The organism is Hellea balneolensis DSM 19091 (genome assembly GCF_000428525.1).
Classification (GTDB): domain Bacteria; phylum Pseudomonadota; class Alphaproteobacteria; order Caulobacterales; family Maricaulaceae; genus Hellea; species Hellea balneolensis.
Genome location: NZ_AUAC01000002.1, coordinates 575,856 through 592,252 on the forward strand (window position 1 = coordinate 575,856; position 16,397 = coordinate 592,252).

Below are 16,397 nucleotides of genomic sequence, written 5' to 3' on the forward strand. Positions count from 1 at the left end.
AAGGGGCTGCCAGCGTTCTCTGTAAATCGGAGCGTCTTATGACTTATTTAAATACAAAATTACTACTCAATAGCGCAGCAGGTCTCGCCTTGTCCTGCGCATTTTCAGTGACGGCGTTTTCCGCGCCAAATCCCGATGATAGCTGTCGCGACGGAGCAACCAATATCGACTCTTTGCAGTGCGGCGATGGAGCGGATGCCAGCGGAGATCGCAGCACAGCGATTGGTGACGTAGCCGCTGCTGACGCAGACAGATCAACAGCCATTGGGTACCGCGCACAAGCCGTGAATGGAGCTGGAACAACAGCAGTTGGCGCAGACTCAGGTGCCTTTTTAGAAAACGCTTCAGCCTTTGGCCGTAGCGCTGTAGCTGATGCCGTAGATAGCACAGCTATTGGTGCATATGCAGTTACACTTGGTGATCGCTCAACAGCTATTGGTGGTGGTACAGACAACAATACTGCAGCTTTTGCTCAAGGCGACTCATCGGTTGCCATTGGTAGCGGTTTCAGCACGCAGCTCGGAGCCCGCTCATCAGGTTTTAGATCGACAGCAATTGGCTCAACATCCGAAGCGTCCGGCATAAATGCCGTCGCGATTGGGGTGTTATCAGAAGCATCAGGCAATCTTTCCACAGCTGTTGGTCCGATTTCAGAAGCCTCGGGCACAGCAAGCACAGCAATCGGTCAATATTCTGCAGCGACGTCGAACTTTGCAACAGCAATTGGCTATCAATCTGATGCGACGGCACTACAAGCAACGGCTATTGGGTTTAATTCAGAAGCCAGTGATACAGGCACCAATGCTATTGGTACAAACAGCTTGTCCAATCAGCTCAATGCCAACGCTTTTGGTACAAATGCTGAGGCTACAGCACGCTATACCAATTCGATTGGGGCTAACTCGCAAGCAGCGGGTCAAGGCGGCGTTGCATTAGGCGGCGGTATCTCACAAGCCACGGCGGCAGAGGCTCAAATGGATGGCGGCATCGCGATTGGTGGTCAATTTGGGGGTTTTGCGGGTGCAAAGTCTACAGCTCAGGCAGCTATTGCTATAGGGTCATTATCACAAGCAACAGGTGCTAACAGCACATCTGTTGGCTCGCAAAGTATCGCTTCAAATGCAGGGTCAAGCTCTTTTGGCAACCAGGCTAAAGCCCTTGCCAACCTATCAACATCCATCGGGTGGGGCTCTACCTCTAACGGTGTTGCGAGTAATGCGATTGGTAAAGGCGCAAACTCAACTGGTACTTTTTCAACAGCCTTAGGCACAGACTCCATGACAAATGGTTTGGGGGCCCTTGCAATGGGTTATAAGGCAGAAGCACTTGCCCGCAACGCTATCGCATCAGGTACATTTGCAAGCGCAAATACCGAAGAGTCAGCCATCGCCATTGGCGGCGGTCGTGCGGCAACCATTGGCGCTGAAGCTACCGGCAATGCTTCTGTGGCAATCGGCGGAGCCACATATGATACGAGCGGTGTTCTAACGCGCCAAGGCGCAGAAGCTACTATGGAGAACGCGGTTGCTATCGGATCTGGTTCTGAGTCTACAAACTCAAATGCAACGGCTTTAGGCGCCGCCAGCGTTGCCTCTGGTATAGCCAGTACAGCTATCGGCAATCGCGCTACGGCTAGTAACACTCTGGCAACAGCTATCGGCTGGGACTCTAACGCCAGCGGAATCGGAAGTGGTGCTTTTGGACGCAGAGCAAATGCATCTGCAAACTTTGCTTATGCTTTAGGTAACGAAGCCAATAGTTCTCACTTGAATTCCTTCGCTTTAGGTAGCTTGGCCACGACGACATTGGCAAACCAAATAATGCTAGGTGCGGCGAACTACACCTATGTCATGCCAGGTGTTGTCTCAAATACGTCTGCATCAGTTCAAGGCACACCAACAGGCCTCGTAACGACAAATGCGGCAGGCGAGTTAGCCTCAGACAATTCGTTTTACGGTTCAAACTTTGGGCTTATAACCAGCGGTATTTCCAGTTTCGGACAATTCCTCAATGAATTGGATAGACGACTAACAGAGGGAGACCCCTTTGCCGGGCAGCCTACCGCTTCAAATGCACCTGTATCTTTCAATATGGAACTCCAAGCTGTAACTGCTCAACAAGCGGCTTCGACTATGGCAACGGTTGCGTCTGAAGCGCCCAAAGCAACAGTTGTTCAGGCCCCTATTGTTGATGAACCACTAACTATGACAACGGATCAGAACACCATGGATATTGCAGAAAATCGTATGGATATTGATGAAAACCGCGCTGATATTGATACGAATACAACCGCCATCGCGACAAACTCGTCCGCGATAGCCACAAATTCGACCAATATCAGTACGAACTCCGACAATATTTCTACAAATACAGATAATATTGCCACGAATGCCGAAGGTGTTCAGACAAATAGTGCAGGCATACAGACTAATTCTGACGCTATTGGAATGAATACAACAGGTGTGTCTGAGAACCGTACAGCTATTGCTTCCAATACGAGCAATATCTCGGCGAATGCCTCTCGCATAGGTTTGGCCGAAACATCTATCAGAGCCAATGCGGATCAAATCGTGCGTATCAATGAAGAGATTACAGAGCTGAGCTCAGGTCTTGCAGCTGTCGCCTCACTGCCTGATATGTATCTCTCGCCTAATGCCAAATGGTCAGCCGCCGGCGGCGTCGGTTTCTATGGCGATGATGTCGGTTTCGGCGCAACACTTGCCTTCCGCGGAAATGACAACTGGGCTTTTGGCGCCAGTGCCGCAACAGCAGGTGATGAAGCTACCGGTAAATTACAAATTCGGTATGAAGGCTTCTAGAGCATAACCCTATTATTGCTCTCTTAGAGCTTTCAAACCGTAGCCGCGCCTACCCCTTGTAGGCGCGGCTTTTCTGAATCCACGTTAACCAACATTATCAAATCCCTAAAGGCGAAATTACTAAGAGTTAAGCTTTACAAAATACTAAGGAAGCATCGTCGGGGTGAATTTGGGCAACTTGTTATCACAGCTATGCCCAATCGTTCCTCATTATAAAGCAGCATTAGACTGCATAAAGAAGGGCTGACCATGTCTCATAAATATTCTCATCTGCTATTAAGCACAGCAGCAACACTCACTTTTACAGCATTACTAACTGCGCCAGCTATTGCCGCAGACGCACCGACCGGATTGTTTTTGCGCGGGGCTGAGAGCCTGGGTGATCTCTCTAATGCAAAGTCATCATCCCCTTTAGAGGCACCTAATGTAGGCGCAGCATGTAATGCTGGCGACGGAGGTGACACGGTTCAATGCGGAATTAACTCAGATGCTTCCGGATCAAGCGCTACAGCTTTAGGCGCAAACACAATCGCAAGCGGCGTAGGATCAACCGCTATTGGGAATAATGCAGATGCTGTTGGGTCTCTTTCAACAGCAATGGGCGTTCATTCAAATGCAGGTGGTATTGGCGCTAATGCTATTGGTTTGCGAGCAGACGCATCTGGAAATTTTTCAAACGCTATAGGCAGAAATGCAACGGCTTCAGGTACGGGGTCAACGGCTATCGGACTTGATAGCACGGCGTCTGGCGATTATTCGCAAAGCTTGGGACGAAATGCTGTTGCTTCAGGGGCTACCTCTATCTCGATGGGAGTTGACTCCACTGCGAGCGCATCCAATTCTATCGCCATCGGTAAAGGGGCGTCATCCACATTTGCTAATAGCGTTGCCATTGGTAATGGCGCAACTGCAACAAGAACCAATCAAATTGTTTTGGGGAACGCCTCAAGCACCTACACGATGACGGGTATCAACTCAGCCTTTTCACGCGGTCAGCAAGGCGCTGTCACAGGCTTATTAACGACAGATGCAAACGGCAATTTAGCCTCCGATGGCGGCGCGCTTCAGGCGTCTGTAGCGGATCACGAAGTTCGTATTACGGGCTTGGAAGGCGGCATATCTCAAGAGATGAAAGACACCGCTAATTTAATGTCAGAACAGGCCACTGTTATTAAATCAGGCGAACTCGCCTCTCAGGAACAGCTCTCTCAGGACGCTGACGGGAGTCCTGTAGATGCCCCGAATGTTGGAGATGCTTGTCAGGCAGGTGATGGTAGCGATAGCTTGCAATGCGGTGTAAATGCGGATGCATCAGGATCGAGCGCTACAGCTCTGGGAGCAAACACTGTTTCTAGTGGTGTTGGATCTATTACCGTTGGCAACAATGCAGATGCTACAGGGTCATTGTCCACAGCGATTGGCGTTCATGCCAACACATCCGGTATTGGCGCTACGGCCATAGGTCTTCGAGCTGACGCGTCAGGTAATTTTGCCCAAGCTATTGGCCGAAATGCAAATGCCGCTGGCGCAGGTGCTACGGCTATCGGCTTAGACAGCACAGCAAGCGGTGATTATGCGCAAAGTTTTGGACGCAATGCTAATGCTTCAGGCCCGGCTTCACTCGCCATGGGCGTTGACTCGCAAGCCACAGCTCCTGACTCCATTGCCATAGGTAATGGCGCTTCAGCAACATTTGCGAATAGTGTTGCGATAGGTAATGATGCTACGGCAACGCGCACAAACCAAGTTATACTTGGTAGTGCAACAAGTACATATACGCTAGCAGGGGTCACCTCCGCAGCCTCAAGAGGACAGCAAGGTGCTGTTGTCGGAATTTTGACGACAGATGCCAGTGGCAATATTGCGTCGGACGGAGGTGCTCTTCAAGCTTCAGTTGCCGATCACGAGGTCAGAATCACTGGGCTAGAAGGCGGAGTCTCTCAAGAGATGAGAAGCTTTGCAGATGATACAGTAACTTTCGCAGATCATTCTACTGCACAAGCAAGTGCAAATTATACAACTGTTAAAACAGCTTCACCTGTCCAACCCGCACGCTCCGTAGCTGAAGCAGCACCGGCTGAACTTTACGGCTCCAACCTTGAGGTCACGACACAGCAAGGCGCAGCAAATTCGAGTAATATTGCAACTAATGCAGGCAACATTGCAACTAATGCGCAAAATGTAGCTGTCACCTCCCAGCGTGTAAGCGTCAATTCACAACGTATTGCGTCAAATGCTACGAGCATTTCTCAAAATGCACAGCGTATCGAATTGGCGATGGGGTCCATCTTGGATAACTCACAAGCGATTGTCAGAAACAGCGAAGAAATTGCCGAATTAAGCTCAGGCCTTGCAGCCGTAACGGCTCTACCTGATATGTATCTATCGCCAGATGCAAAATGGTCTGCCGCTGGCGGCGTGGGTATGTATGGTGATGACGTCGGGATCGGCGCGACGTTGGCCATCCGTGCGAGCCGTAACTTCGCGATTGGTGCATCTGTAGCCTCTGGAGGGGACACGGCAACAGGCAAATTACAAGTGCGCTATGAGGGATTCTAAGTCCTAAATAAAGTTTGAAAAGGCCGTCCCCTGAGGCGGCCTTTTTTATGTGGCTTGCTGTTTTTCGCTTAGGCCGCTAAGCCGCGCCAATGGCAATTATAACCTTAGATGATTTACGCGAGACTTCGGGCGCCCTGCTCGGATTGGATCCTGGCACAAAAACTCTGGGCCTCGCGATTAGTGACCGCACGCGCCTTATTGCAACGCCACTTGAGACGATTCGCCGTGAGAAATTTACGCTCGACGCAAAAAAACTTTTAGACGTTTATGAACGCGATCAAGCCTCAGCTCTTATTATCGGCCTGCCTGTCAATATGAACGGCACGCACGGGCCACGCACGCAATCAGTACGAGATTTTTGCACGAATTTATTGCGGCTTAAAGACTTGCCCATATTCCTCTGGGACGAGCGCCTTTCGACAATGGCGGTGACACGCGGCATGTTGGAAGCGGATATGAGCCGCAAAAAGCGCAAAGAAAATGTCGATAAACTCGCCGCGAGCTATATTTTGCAAGGCGTCTTGGATCGCCTGAGGGCTTAAATCTATTGACTCTGTACGAATTTTTCGTACAGAGCATTTATGACCTATTCCAAACCCCTCATTGATGATATTTTTGGCGGCATTCGTCCTGCGGCGCGCGCTTTGGACAAAGCGGCCACAACTATTCAAGGGTGGTACGATGCGGGGACCATTCCTCAAAAACATTGGAATGACGTTATAAAAACAGCCAAAGAGTTTGATCATCATTTAACCCCCGATGACTTCTTCCCCGTTAAATCGCCTGATGCGTCATCCTTTGGATACCCCTTTGAGAAACGTCATTGCCTGTCCATCGATGATTTCCATAGGCCCGACATAGAAACGTTACTGTCTCTCGGAGAGCATTATCTGGATTTGAATGTCCAGAAAAACCCTGACCGCTCTGTTCTAAAAGGCAAGACTCTTATCAACGTATTTTTCGAAAATTCGACAAGAACCGAAAAGAGCTTTGAGCTAGCTGGAAAACGGCTTGGCGCAGATGTCATATCCATGCAAATCGCGAGCAGCTCAGTCAAGAAGGGGGAAACACTTTTGGACACAGCTGCGACGCTCAATGCAATGAATCCAGATATATTGGTTGTCCGCCATGGGTCCTCAGGGGCACCCGCCCTGCTCTCACAAAAGGTGTCTTGCTCGGTTGTTAATGCGGGGGACGGAATGCATGAGCATCCCACTCAAGCTTTACTGGACGCGCTCACTTTACGCCAAGCTTTTGATGGCCAAATTGACGGCCTTCGTATCGCCATATGCGGCGATATTCTTCACTCCCGCGTGGCAAGGTCCAACGTAAAGCTTCTCAATATGCTTGGCGCAGAAGTGCGTCTTGTGGGGCCGCCAACCCTCCTCCCGACAGATGCGGATCGTTGGGGCGTTGATATATTTCATGAAATGAAAACAGGCTTAAAAGGCTGCGACGTTGTTATGATGTTAAGGCTTCAACTTGAGCGGATGAGCGGCGCTTTTGTGCCGTCCAAACGCGAATATTTTCATTTTCACGGACTGGACCGCACAAAGCTCGGCTATGCCAAAGACGGCGCGCTTGTGATGCATCCCGGCCCGATGAACCGAGGCGTGGAGATCAGCTCAGATATTGCCGACGATCCTGATATCAGCCTGATAACGCAGCAAGTCGAAACAGGCGTAGCTATGCGAATGGGCATCCTTCACGCCCTTTCAGAAGCCCAAGACAGATCGAAAGGGGCAAACCGATGAGCACGTTATCAATCGCAAATGCGCGTATCATTGACCCTGCAAGCGGATATGATGATTTCGGGACAATCGTAACTCGTGACGGGCGCATCATGGCTTTCGGGCCGCATGTCCAAACGGAAGGCGATATCATCGACGCAGACGGTCACATTTGCGCTCCAGGCCTAATCGATATGCGCGTTACAACGGGTGAGCCAGGTCGGGAAAACCGCGAAACGATTGCCACGGCTGCAAAAGCTGCCGCAGCGGGCGGCATAACTTCTATCGTAATTATGCCGGAAACTGACCCCGTCATTGATGATATGTCGCTTGTTGATTTCATCACGCGGCGGGCGGAAACTGCGCCAGTGAATGTCTATGCGGCAGGGGCTTTGACGAAAGGCTTAGACGGAAAAACGCTAACGGAAATAGGGCTTATGTCGCAAGCGGGCGCCGTCATGTTTTCAAACGGCACCTCCCCCATTGCCGAAGCGCAAACCATGCGCCGCTTGCTTTCTTATTCTGCGAGCTTCAATGCACTCATTGCGAACCGCGCCATAGAGCCCTCACTCTCAAAAGGAGCCGTGGCGCATGAAAGCGATCTGTCATCACGCTTGGGCCTGACAGGCGCTCCAGCAGCTGCTGAGCGCATAATGGCAGAGCGGGATGTCGCTCTGGCGGAGCTTACCGGCGGACGGCTTTTGATTGATATGATTTCTTCCGCTGAGGCCTTGGAGGTCGTGCGCCGTGCTAAATCACGCGACCTTGAAATCGCTTGCTCAGTTAGCATAAATCACTTGTCGCTAAATGAAGTCGATATTGGCGATTACAGAACCTTCGCCAAACTTGATCCGCCTTTGCGTGAAGAGAGCGACCGTTTGGCGTTGCTCGAGGGTATAAATGACGGCACGATTGATGTGATCGTCTCTGACCATGATCCGCGCCCGGCAGGAGAGAAGCGCCTTCCTTATGCTGAGGCCACGACAGGCGCGGTAGGGCTTGAGATATTATTAGCCGCAGGATTATCGCAAGTCGCGGATGGCCGCTTAGACCTTATGGCGTTCTTGGCAAGCGTGACGTCCAACCCTGCTGCCTTACTAGGATTAGAGAGCGGTCGTATTGCCAAAGGCGCACCTGCTGATTTGATAATCTTCAATCCAAATGCACCTTGGGTCTGCAATAGTGATGCTCTGCTCTCTCGCTCCAAAAACACTCCGCTGGACGGAAGACGCATGACAGGCCGAAATCTCAAGACGATTTGCAAGGGCCGCCTTGTATTTGACTCCTCACACTAACACAGATATGTTCTTATTATGTTCTCTATGTCAATTTTATATGCTCTGCTTGGCGGTTATCTTTTGGGCTCCATCCCTTTTGGGCTCCTCATCACCCGCGCGACAGGGCAAGGCGATATACGCAATATTGGATCCGGCAATATTGGCGCGACAAATGTTTTGCGCACAGGCCGAAAGGATATCGCGCTTATCACGCTCTTACTCGACGCGGCCAAAGCTGGCGTGGCCGCACTGATTTTCAATCATTTTTTTGGTATGCCCATTGGTCTTTTTGCCGGAGCCGCCGCCCTTATCGGGCACTGCTTTCCTGTCTGGCTCAAATTTAAAGGCGGCAAAGGCGTGGCCACATTCTTTGGGTGCTTACTAGCAACAGCTTGGCCCTTAGGACTTATCGCAGGCGGCATCTGGCTGGCCTGTGCATTTTTCACACGTATTTCCTCGCTATCGGCTCTGGCGGCAGCAGGTGCCTCGCCATTGATTGCCTTTATGATGGGGTATTATCACGTCGCAATTATGGCGGCTGTACTGGCGGTCATTATATATATCCGCCATGCTGAAAATATCGGGCGCATCATCAAAGGCACTGAGTCCCGCATAGGCAAAAAAGGCTGATGCAGCTTCGGGAACTTAGCTTTAGCGAGAAACGCGACTGGTTAAGACTGTCCCGCTCGCTGCGCGTGGGCCCTGTTGCTTTTCGCGATCTCCTCGCGCGTTATAAAAGCGCCGAAGCCGCAATTGACGCCCTGCCCTCTATCATGCGCCGCAAAGACAGCGTGGTGCCACAGTGTCAAGAGGTCGAAGCGGAGATGGAGGAAGCGGATCGCAGAGGCGTGAAAATTCTCGCGGCTTGTGAAGCGGACTATCCGCTTTACCTCAAAGCCATTGACCCGCCGCCTCCCCTCATTTCGGTCATAGGCCGAACCGATATATTGCATAAACCCTGCGCCGCAATTGTTGGGTCACGCAATGCATCTGCAATCGGGCAACGCTTTGCAAGGCAGATCGCGGGCGAGCTTGGGGATGCAGGATTTACAATCATTTCCGGACTAGCAAGGGGCATAGATGCTAATGCCCATGGCGGAGCCCTAAAAACGGGTACAGCAGCTGTTTTAGGCGGCGGCGTTGACCATATCTATCCACGCCAAAATACAGAGCTTTACGAAGCCATGGCCGAACAAGGCGCTTTAATATCTGAAAGCCCCTTGGGATACCGCGCGACAGCCCGTGATTTTCCGCGCCGAAACCGTATCATTTCAGGCCTGTCCATGGGCGTCATCGTAATTGAAGCCGCTGAGAGATCAGGTACTTTAATTACGGCGCGCTATGCGACGGAGCAAAACCGCGAAGTTATGGCCGCGCCTGGTTCGCCCCTAGACCCCAGAACTAAAGGCTGCAACAGACTCATACAACAGGGTGCGGCGCTGATTGAAAGTGCCCAAGACATCATAAACTGTCTTGAAAATATCAGGCCGCCGCAAATGATGGAGCCCAATGCGTCTTATGAGCCGGCTGAGTTTGACTGGAAATCAGCAGAAAAAGATATTGAGAAAGCGCGGGTGGCTGTGCTCTCACTCTTATCCCCAACCCCTACGCCGCGCGATGAAATCATACGGCTGAGCGGGTTTACCACGGCCTTGGTCACAGCTGCTCTGCTGGAAATGGAGCTTAACGGTGAAGCCGTCGTGGAAGCAGATGGCCGTGTCGCCTTAGGCGTCAGTTTCTGATTGCATATCAATTTGTGAGGCCGCCGCAGTTGCCTTGAGTAATGAGGACAACTGCCTAAGCCCCGTTTCCCTTGCCATGACTGACAACTCTTCCAACATCTCTACAATATATGATTGCGCACTCTCAGATGGTACGGAAATGTTGTCCTGCGTGATTTTTACCTGCTTCATTGCATTCTCCTATTATACACTTAAAAGATGTATAATATATTTATGAACGCTTTAAAAGGGATATCTGTATTTTTAAGACTGTAGGGATGGTGTTGACAATTTATAGTCCATCGCCCAAATGAGCGCTGATTTTAAAGACCCGCCGGACGGCCAGAAAGCCCTCCGGCGTCGCTACATTTGGACACCACACGCATGAATCTTGTCATCGTCGAATCTCCGGCCAAAGCCAAAACCATCGAAAAATACTTGGGCAAAGACTATAAAGTCCTCGCAAGCTTTGGTCACATCCGGGACCTTCCGAGTAAAAACGGCTCCGTAGATCCTGAAAATGATTTTGCGATGACATGGGCCGTGGATACACAATCCAAAAAACGCGTCAAAGATATTGAAATGGCTCTTCAGAAGTCAGAAAAGCTTATACTCGCAACCGACCCGGATAGAGAAGGCGAAGCCATTTCATGGCACTTGCTTGATGTTCTTTCCAAGAAGAAAAAGAACAAACTCGGCGACAAAGAAATTGAGCGCGTTGTTTTTAACGCCATTACAAAAAAATCTGTTACGGACGCCATTGCTAACCCACGCCAGATCGACATGGAATTGGTTGAAGCTTATCTCGCGCGCCGCGCACTTGACTATCTCGTCGGTTTTACACTCTCCCCTGTCCTTTGGCGAAAGCTCCCAGGAGCACGCTCAGCAGGGCGCGTACAGTCCGTGGCTCTGCGCTTAATATGTGAACGCGAGACAGAAATCGAAAAATTTGAAAATCAGGAATACTGGTCTTTGGATACGGTGATGAAAAACAGCAAAGGCGGTGATTTCCCTGCACGCCTTGTGTCACTGAACGGCGAAAAGCTAACAAAGTTCTCTCTAGGAAATGCCGAAGATGCCGCCAAAGCGAAAGCGGCTGTCGATGCCGCTAAACTCTCCGTGGTTTCCGTCGAAGCTAAGCCACTCACGCGTAATCCTCAGGCGCCCTTCATGACATCAACATTACAGCAAGAAGCGTCTCGTAAGCTGGGCTTCTCGGCTACGCAGACCATGCGCACCGCACAAATGCTCTATGAAGGTGTGGATATTGGCGGCGAAACAACTGGCCTTATAACCTATATGCGTACTGACGGAATTTCCATGATTGGCGAAGCCATTAGTGAATGCCGCGCCACGATTGGTTCAGAATTTGGTGATGATTATTTACCGGGACAACACCGTGTCTACAAATCCAAAGCCAAAAATGCGCAAGAGGCTCATGAAGCGATCCGGCCGACAAGTTTTAGCCGTACGCCTGAAAGCCTCAAGCTCTCCGGCGACATGAAAAAATTATATGAGCTGATTTGGAAACGCGCCATGTCCTCTCAAATGGCTTCAGCCAAGCTTGAGCGCACCACGATCGAGATGGCAGACAGCAACAACACTGTTGGTCTTCGCGCCACGGGCCAGGTCATTCGCTTTGATGGCTTTCTAAAGCTCTATGAAGAAACCAAGCCAAAAACGGACGAAGACGGTGAGGACAAAAACGCGACTTTAGCCCCTGTTGTTAAGGGCGACACTGTTGAGGCGACTAAGGTCAATACGGAACAGCATTTCACGCAGCCGCCGCCGCGCTATTCTGAGGCCAGCCTCGTTAAGCGTATGGAAGAGCTCGGCATTGGCCGTCCCTCGACTTACGCCTCAATCCTGAAAGTGTTGCAAGACCGCGGATATGTGACGCTTGATAAGCGCCGCTTTACACCTGTGGACAAAGGGCGGATGCTGATTGCTTTCTTGGAAAACTTCTTTGGAAAATATGTGCAATATAACTACACAGCCGATCTTGAAGACCGCCTTGATAAGGTTTCAGCAGGTGAGCTCGCTTGGAAAAAGCTACTCAATGATTTTTGGAATGAATTTTCTGCCTCCATTGATGAAACCAAAGAACTGCGCATTACGAATGTATTAGACGCGCTCAATGATGCTTTGCGTCCTCTTGTCTTCCCTGACAAAGAAGATGGCTCTGATCCCCGCAAATGCACGTTATGTGAAGACGGCAAATTGAGCCTTAAGCTTGGCAAGTTCGGGGCGTTTGTTGGCTGTTCCAACTATTCTGACTGTAAGTTTACGCGTCCCTTTGGCGGCGAAGATAATGCGCCAGCAGAAGATAAAATTCTTGGCCAACACCCTGAGACTGGCAAAGACATTGTTCTTAAAGAAGGACGTTTCGGCCCCTATGTCGAAATGGAAACTGAAAAAAAACCAAAGCGCACAGGCCTGCCGAAAACATGGCCTTACGATGCAATGGACCTTGAGAAAGGCCTGCGCCTTATTAACCTCCCGCGTAAAATTGGCTCTCACCCGGATGATGGCAACCAAATCATTACAGCTCTCGGACGCTTTGGTCCTTACCTTAAGCACAATACGACCTATGTAAGTATCAAAGACCCTGAAGAAATGTTCACTATTGGCATGAATGATGCCGTCGCACGCATTGCTGATAAAATTGCAAATCCAGGACGCGGACGCAGCGGCGGTACAGTCGTGAAAGATTTAGGCAAACATCCAGAGGACGAAAAACCTGTTCAAATCATGTCAGGCCGCTATGGTCCTTACGTTAAATATGAAAAAATCAACGCGACCCTTCCAAAAGGCACAGAACCTGCGGACGTAACCATGGAAATGGCTCTGGAATATATCGCCGCAAAAATCGCCAAAGGACCGGCTAAGAAAAAACGCAAAGCCCCGGCCAAAAAGAAACCAGCGGCTAAGAAAAAGCCGCCGGCAAAAAAGAAACCCGCGGCAAAGAAGACGACAGCTAAAAAATAGGTTTATAATCAAATTATGGAATTAAGTCGCGACAGCATCTTAAAAGCCGTCAGCGGCCAACCTGATAGGTTTGATAATAAGGCCTTGGCACGCCAGCTTAAGGTTAAAGGCGAGGATCGCCGGGTGCTTCGTCAGCTGCTGCGTGAAATGGTGGATGAAGGCGTTTTAAAAAAGTCCAAAAACAAAACCTTTCGCGAGGCCGATGACCTACCTGGCGTCATGGTCATTCGCGTTACGGGTCTGGATGAGCATGGTGATTTGGTCGGCGAGCCGGAAGTCTGGAAACAAGACGGCCCGTCGCCTAAAGTGATCGTCCGCGAAGAACCGATTTCGAAAAAGTCTAGAGGCCATAATGCGGCCACGGTCGGTGTGGGCGGACGGGCGCTGTGTCGTATCAAAAAAGACAAGGGCCTCATCATAGCGCAGGTGATGAAACGCCTTGGCGCAGGGCCGACTAAAAACCTTGGTATTTTGTATCAAGGCGGCAGAGGTTGGCGCATACAGCCTGTCGATAAAAAAGCACGTCACGATTATAAACCGACCAAAGTGCCGGAAGGGTCTGAAAATAATGACCTCGTTTGGTTCCAATCCACACGCCGCAACCAAGGCGACTTACGCCTCGCCGAAATTGTTGAAACCGTAGGCTCAGCCAATGGCGGCAAAGCGGCCTCTCTCATTTCACTCTATCAACACGAAATCCCCGTCGGCTTTCCTGATGATATGATTGCGGAAGCTAAAGCGCTGAAATTACCGAAATTATCTAAATATCGCGAGGACTTACGGCATCTTCCTCTGGTGACGATTGACCCTGTCGATGCCAAAGACTTCGATGATGCTATCACGGCTACGCCGACCAAGAATGGCGGCTGGGATGTATGGGTCGCCATTGCCGATGTCGCCGCCTTCGTGACGCCTGACAGCCCTCTTGACCGCGCGGCCCGTAATAAGGGCAACTCTGTGTATTTGCCAGACCGCGTAGAACCGATGCTCCCACATGAGCTCTCTTCTGACCTTTGCTCGCTTCGTCCTAATGAAGACCGCGCATGTATGGCGGTAAATATGTTCTTTGATAAAAACGGCATAAAGAAATCCCATAAATTTCACCGCGGAATCATGCGATCTCATGCCCGCCTTACTTATGCCCAGGCGCAAGAAGCCTTTACCGGAAATGCCGGAGAGGCTGCAGCGCCAGTCGTTGATATTTTGAGAGATATTTTCAGTGCTTATAAAGCTCTGCGCAAAGCCCGCAATGAACGCGCGCCTCTTGCCATTGAGCTACCTGAACGCCGTGTGCATGTGAACGATAAAGGCGAGGTCACAGAGATTACCATTCGTGACCGCTTTGACGCGCATAAGCTGGTCGAAGAATTCATGGTCCAAGCTAATGTCGCGGCAGCAGAAGCCTTGGGCAGTAAAGGCGTCACGACTATAGTCCGTGTCCATGAGCCGCCCTCTCGTGAAAAGCTGCAAGGCTTGTCTGATTTCCTTCCGGCCTTGGGCCTGAAATGGTCACTTGGCGAACGGGCGAGCACAAAACGGCTCAACACATTATTAAAACAAGCCGATGAAAAAGGCCTTGCAGAAACCGTCGGCATGTCGGTTCTACGCAGCCAAAGCCAAGCCATATATGACCCTGATCCTAAGGGGCATTTTGGCTTGAACCTTACGCATTATGCGCATTTTACCTCCCCTATCCGCCGCTATGCAGACCTGGTCGTCCACCGCGCTTTGATTAATGCCTTTGATCTTGGTGAAGATGGCACCAGCCCGTCAGAAGCCTCACGCTTGAAAGAAATTAGTGAGCATATTTCAACGACAGAACGCCGCGCTATGAAAGCTGAACGCGATTCGAAGGATAGATATATCGCAGCCTTTCTTGAAAAACGGGTCGGCGCGACATTTGACGCCAGAATAACGGGCGTCACAAAATTTGGCCTCTTTATAACCCTTGACGAAACTGGCGCGGACGGCCTCATCCCATCACGCAGTTTAGGACGAGAATATTTTGTTTTTGATGAAAAACGCAAAGCTCTGATTGGAGCGGATAGCGGCGGTACATATCGCTTTGGACGTCAGATAAAAGTCAAACTCGTCGAAGCGACCCCGATAACAGGCGGACTAATATTCGAAATTTTGACAAAGCCAGAACCCGGCAAAAAGCCTAAACGCGGTCATCATGGCGGAGGCTCCGCACGGCCTAAACAGAATCGCGGACGGCGGCGCAGATGAAAGACCTCTCCCCGCAAAGTCTTGGTCAAATCCGCATGACGAAGAAAGAGCGCGAAAACCGTAAAGCCCTGGCGCGTGCCCCTCGCCCAAAAATTGCCTCAACAATCGTTTTAACGCACGGCCCCAAAGAAAACCCGCGCATTCTTATGGGACAACGCTCTTCGAAACATGACTTTATGCCAAGTGTTTATGTTTTTCCGGGTGGCCGTGTTGATCGAGGTGACAGCTATATCGACTATGAAGATGATTTATCCCCCCGCACGCAAGCTATAATGGAGGCTGCTTACTCACCTCGAAAAGCTCGTGCCGTTGTTCTCGCCTCTGTGAGAGAGACTTATGAAGAAACCTCGCTATTGCTAGGAAAGCCAAGCCAGGTAATCCGTAATCACCGGGATCCCTCTTGGGACGCCTTCCGTGAGGCCGGCTTAAAACCCAGTCTTGACGGTATTGAAGTCTTTGGACGCGCCATCACACCACCCCATCGCCATAAACGATTCGATGCTTGGTTTTTTCTTAAGGCCTTAGACACACCAGACCTCCCTAAAATCGAAGATAGCGCAGAGTTGCTTAATGTTGGCTGGTTCACATTTGATGAAATTTGGAAATTAGAGTTACAACGCGCCACGCAAATGATGCTGAAGGTTTTACAGCAATTTATGGCCTATGATCGCCCGCCAGCTCACATCTTCTACTCCCATGCAAAATATGGAAAATTTCTGACGGACACATTTCCGTCTCGATGAATTGGCGTGTTGACACAGCTTGTTATCTGCCCTAATCGGCGCGCTTAGAATTCAACAAGAGGGCCCGGAGCCATGGCGAAGCCAACCACAATCAAAATCCGCCTGAACAGTACAGCCGGTACAGGTTACTTTTACGTGACAAAGAAAAATTCACGTACAATGACTGAAAAAATGGTCAAAAAGAAATATGATCCCGTTGCGCGTAAACACGTGGATTTCAAAGAAGGTAAAATCAAGTAATTTGACCTCTATAAAACATGAAAGAGCCGTTCTTTTGAGCGGCTTTTTTTATGCCTCTTGGGAACATTTCAACTGAATAGCCGTAATTTTT

The 16,397-nt window shown here is 50.3% G+C and carries 12 protein-coding genes; 11 read left to right on the top strand and 1 reads right to left on the bottom strand.

The window, feature by feature from the left end:
• The first annotated feature begins 38 nt into the window (after positions 1-38).
• From F569_RS0102925 to dprA, 7 genes are all read left to right on the top strand, one after another.
• A complete protein-coding gene (locus F569_RS0102925) occupies positions 39-2,819 on the top strand; it encodes a hypothetical protein (RefSeq protein ID WP_154813620.1) in 2,781 nt (926 codons plus the stop codon).
• 249 nt (positions 2,820-3,068) lie between these two features.
• Positions 3,069-5,378, top strand: coding sequence for a hypothetical protein (locus F569_RS18685; RefSeq protein ID WP_051279173.1), 2,310 nt, complete (start codon positions 3,069-3,071; stop codon positions 5,376-5,378).
• Positions 5,379-5,467: 89 nt separating this feature from the next.
• Complete coding sequence (gene ruvX / locus F569_RS0102935; RefSeq protein ID WP_051279175.1) at positions 5,468-5,920, top strand: Holliday junction resolvase RuvX; 453 nt, start codon at positions 5,468-5,470, stop codon at positions 5,918-5,920.
• A 39-nt stretch (positions 5,921-5,959) separates the two neighbouring features.
• On the top strand, positions 5,960-7,132 hold the full coding sequence (locus F569_RS16190) for an aspartate carbamoyltransferase catalytic subunit (RefSeq protein ID WP_084168738.1): 1,173 nt from the start codon (positions 5,960-5,962) through the stop codon (positions 7,130-7,132).
• Positions 7,129-8,403: a dihydroorotase gene (gene pyrC / locus F569_RS0102945; RefSeq protein WP_034387127.1), complete on the top strand. Its 1,275-nt coding sequence runs from the start codon at positions 7,129-7,131 to the stop codon at positions 8,401-8,403. Before F569_RS16190 ends, pyrC begins: the two co-directional genes overlap by 4 nt.
• A gap of 27 nt (positions 8,404-8,430) precedes the next feature.
• The gene (gene plsY, locus F569_RS0102950; protein WP_233353578.1) at positions 8,431-9,015 is read left to right on the top strand and encodes a glycerol-3-phosphate 1-O-acyltransferase PlsY; all 585 of its coding nucleotides are present in this window, start codon (positions 8,431-8,433) and stop codon (positions 9,013-9,015) included.
• Complete coding sequence (gene dprA / locus F569_RS0102955; protein WP_026940976.1) at positions 9,015-10,127, top strand: DNA-processing protein DprA; 1,113 nt, start codon at positions 9,015-9,017, stop codon at positions 10,125-10,127. Before plsY ends, dprA begins: the two co-directional genes overlap by 1 nt.
• On the opposite strand, the gene F569_RS0102960 is transcribed toward dprA, so the two are convergent.
• Entirely contained in the window at positions 10,110-10,298 is a 189-nt protein-coding gene (locus tag F569_RS0102960) for a hypothetical protein (protein ID WP_026940977.1), read from the bottom strand. The two genes, dprA and F569_RS0102960, sit on opposite strands and share 18 nt — an antisense overlap.
• 192 nt (positions 10,299-10,490) lie before the next feature.
• Here F569_RS0102960 and topA point away from each other — a divergent pair, with 192 nt between their 5' ends.
• The 4 genes from topA to rpmG all read left to right on the top strand — a co-directional run bounded on the left by topA (position 10,491) and on the right by rpmG (position 16,306).
• Positions 10,491-13,094 (top strand): type I DNA topoisomerase, encoded by a 2,604-nt coding sequence (gene topA, locus F569_RS0102965; RefSeq protein ID WP_026940978.1) that lies wholly within the window; start codon positions 10,491-10,493, stop codon positions 13,092-13,094.
• A gap of 15 nt (positions 13,095-13,109) precedes the next feature.
• Complete coding sequence (rnr, locus tag F569_RS0102970) at positions 13,110-15,323, top strand: ribonuclease R (RefSeq protein ID WP_034387131.1); 2,214 nt, start codon at positions 13,110-13,112, stop codon at positions 15,321-15,323.
• Complete coding sequence (locus F569_RS16195; RefSeq protein ID WP_051279177.1) at positions 15,320-16,066, top strand: NUDIX hydrolase; 747 nt, start codon at positions 15,320-15,322, stop codon at positions 16,064-16,066. The genes rnr and F569_RS16195 overlap by 4 nt, the downstream gene beginning before the upstream one ends.
• 72 nt (positions 16,067-16,138) lie before the next feature.
• Positions 16,139-16,306 (top strand): 50S ribosomal protein L33, encoded by a 168-nt coding sequence (rpmG, locus tag F569_RS0102980; protein ID WP_026940980.1) that lies wholly within the window; start codon positions 16,139-16,141, stop codon positions 16,304-16,306.
• Positions 16,307-16,397 lie beyond the last annotated feature (91 nt).

Excerpts from the sequence above, each read along its gene's own strand:
- F569_RS0102925 (WP_154813620.1), top strand. The coding sequence starts at position 39 with ATGACTTATTTAAATACAAAATTACTACTCAATAGCGCAGCAGGTCTC.
- F569_RS18685 (WP_051279173.1), top strand. The coding sequence starts at position 3,069 with ATGTCTCATAAATATTCTCATCTGCTATTAAGCACAGCAGCAACACTC.
- ruvX (WP_051279175.1), top strand. The coding sequence starts at position 5,468 with ATGGCAATTATAACCTTAGATGATTTACGCGAGACTTCGGGCGCCCTG.
- F569_RS16190 (WP_084168738.1), top strand. The coding sequence starts at position 5,960 with ATGACCTATTCCAAACCCCTCATTGATGATATTTTTGGCGGCATTCGT.
- pyrC (WP_034387127.1), top strand. The coding sequence starts at position 7,129 with ATGAGCACGTTATCAATCGCAAATGCGCGTATCATTGACCCTGCAAGC.
- plsY (WP_233353578.1), top strand. The coding sequence starts at position 8,431 with ATGTCAATTTTATATGCTCTGCTTGGCGGTTATCTTTTGGGCTCCATC.
- dprA (WP_026940976.1), top strand. The coding sequence starts at position 9,015 with ATGCAGCTTCGGGAACTTAGCTTTAGCGAGAAACGCGACTGGTTAAGA.
- F569_RS0102960 (WP_026940977.1), bottom strand. The coding sequence starts at position 10,298 with ATGAAGCAGGTAAAAATCACGCAGGACAACATTTCCGTACCATCTGAG.
- topA (WP_026940978.1), top strand. The coding sequence starts at position 10,491 with ATGAATCTTGTCATCGTCGAATCTCCGGCCAAAGCCAAAACCATCGAA.
- rnr (WP_034387131.1), top strand. The coding sequence starts at position 13,110 with ATGGAATTAAGTCGCGACAGCATCTTAAAAGCCGTCAGCGGCCAACCT.
- F569_RS16195 (WP_051279177.1), top strand. The coding sequence starts at position 15,320 with ATGAAAGACCTCTCCCCGCAAAGTCTTGGTCAAATCCGCATGACGAAG.
- rpmG (WP_026940980.1), top strand. The coding sequence starts at position 16,139 with ATGGCGAAGCCAACCACAATCAAAATCCGCCTGAACAGTACAGCCGGT.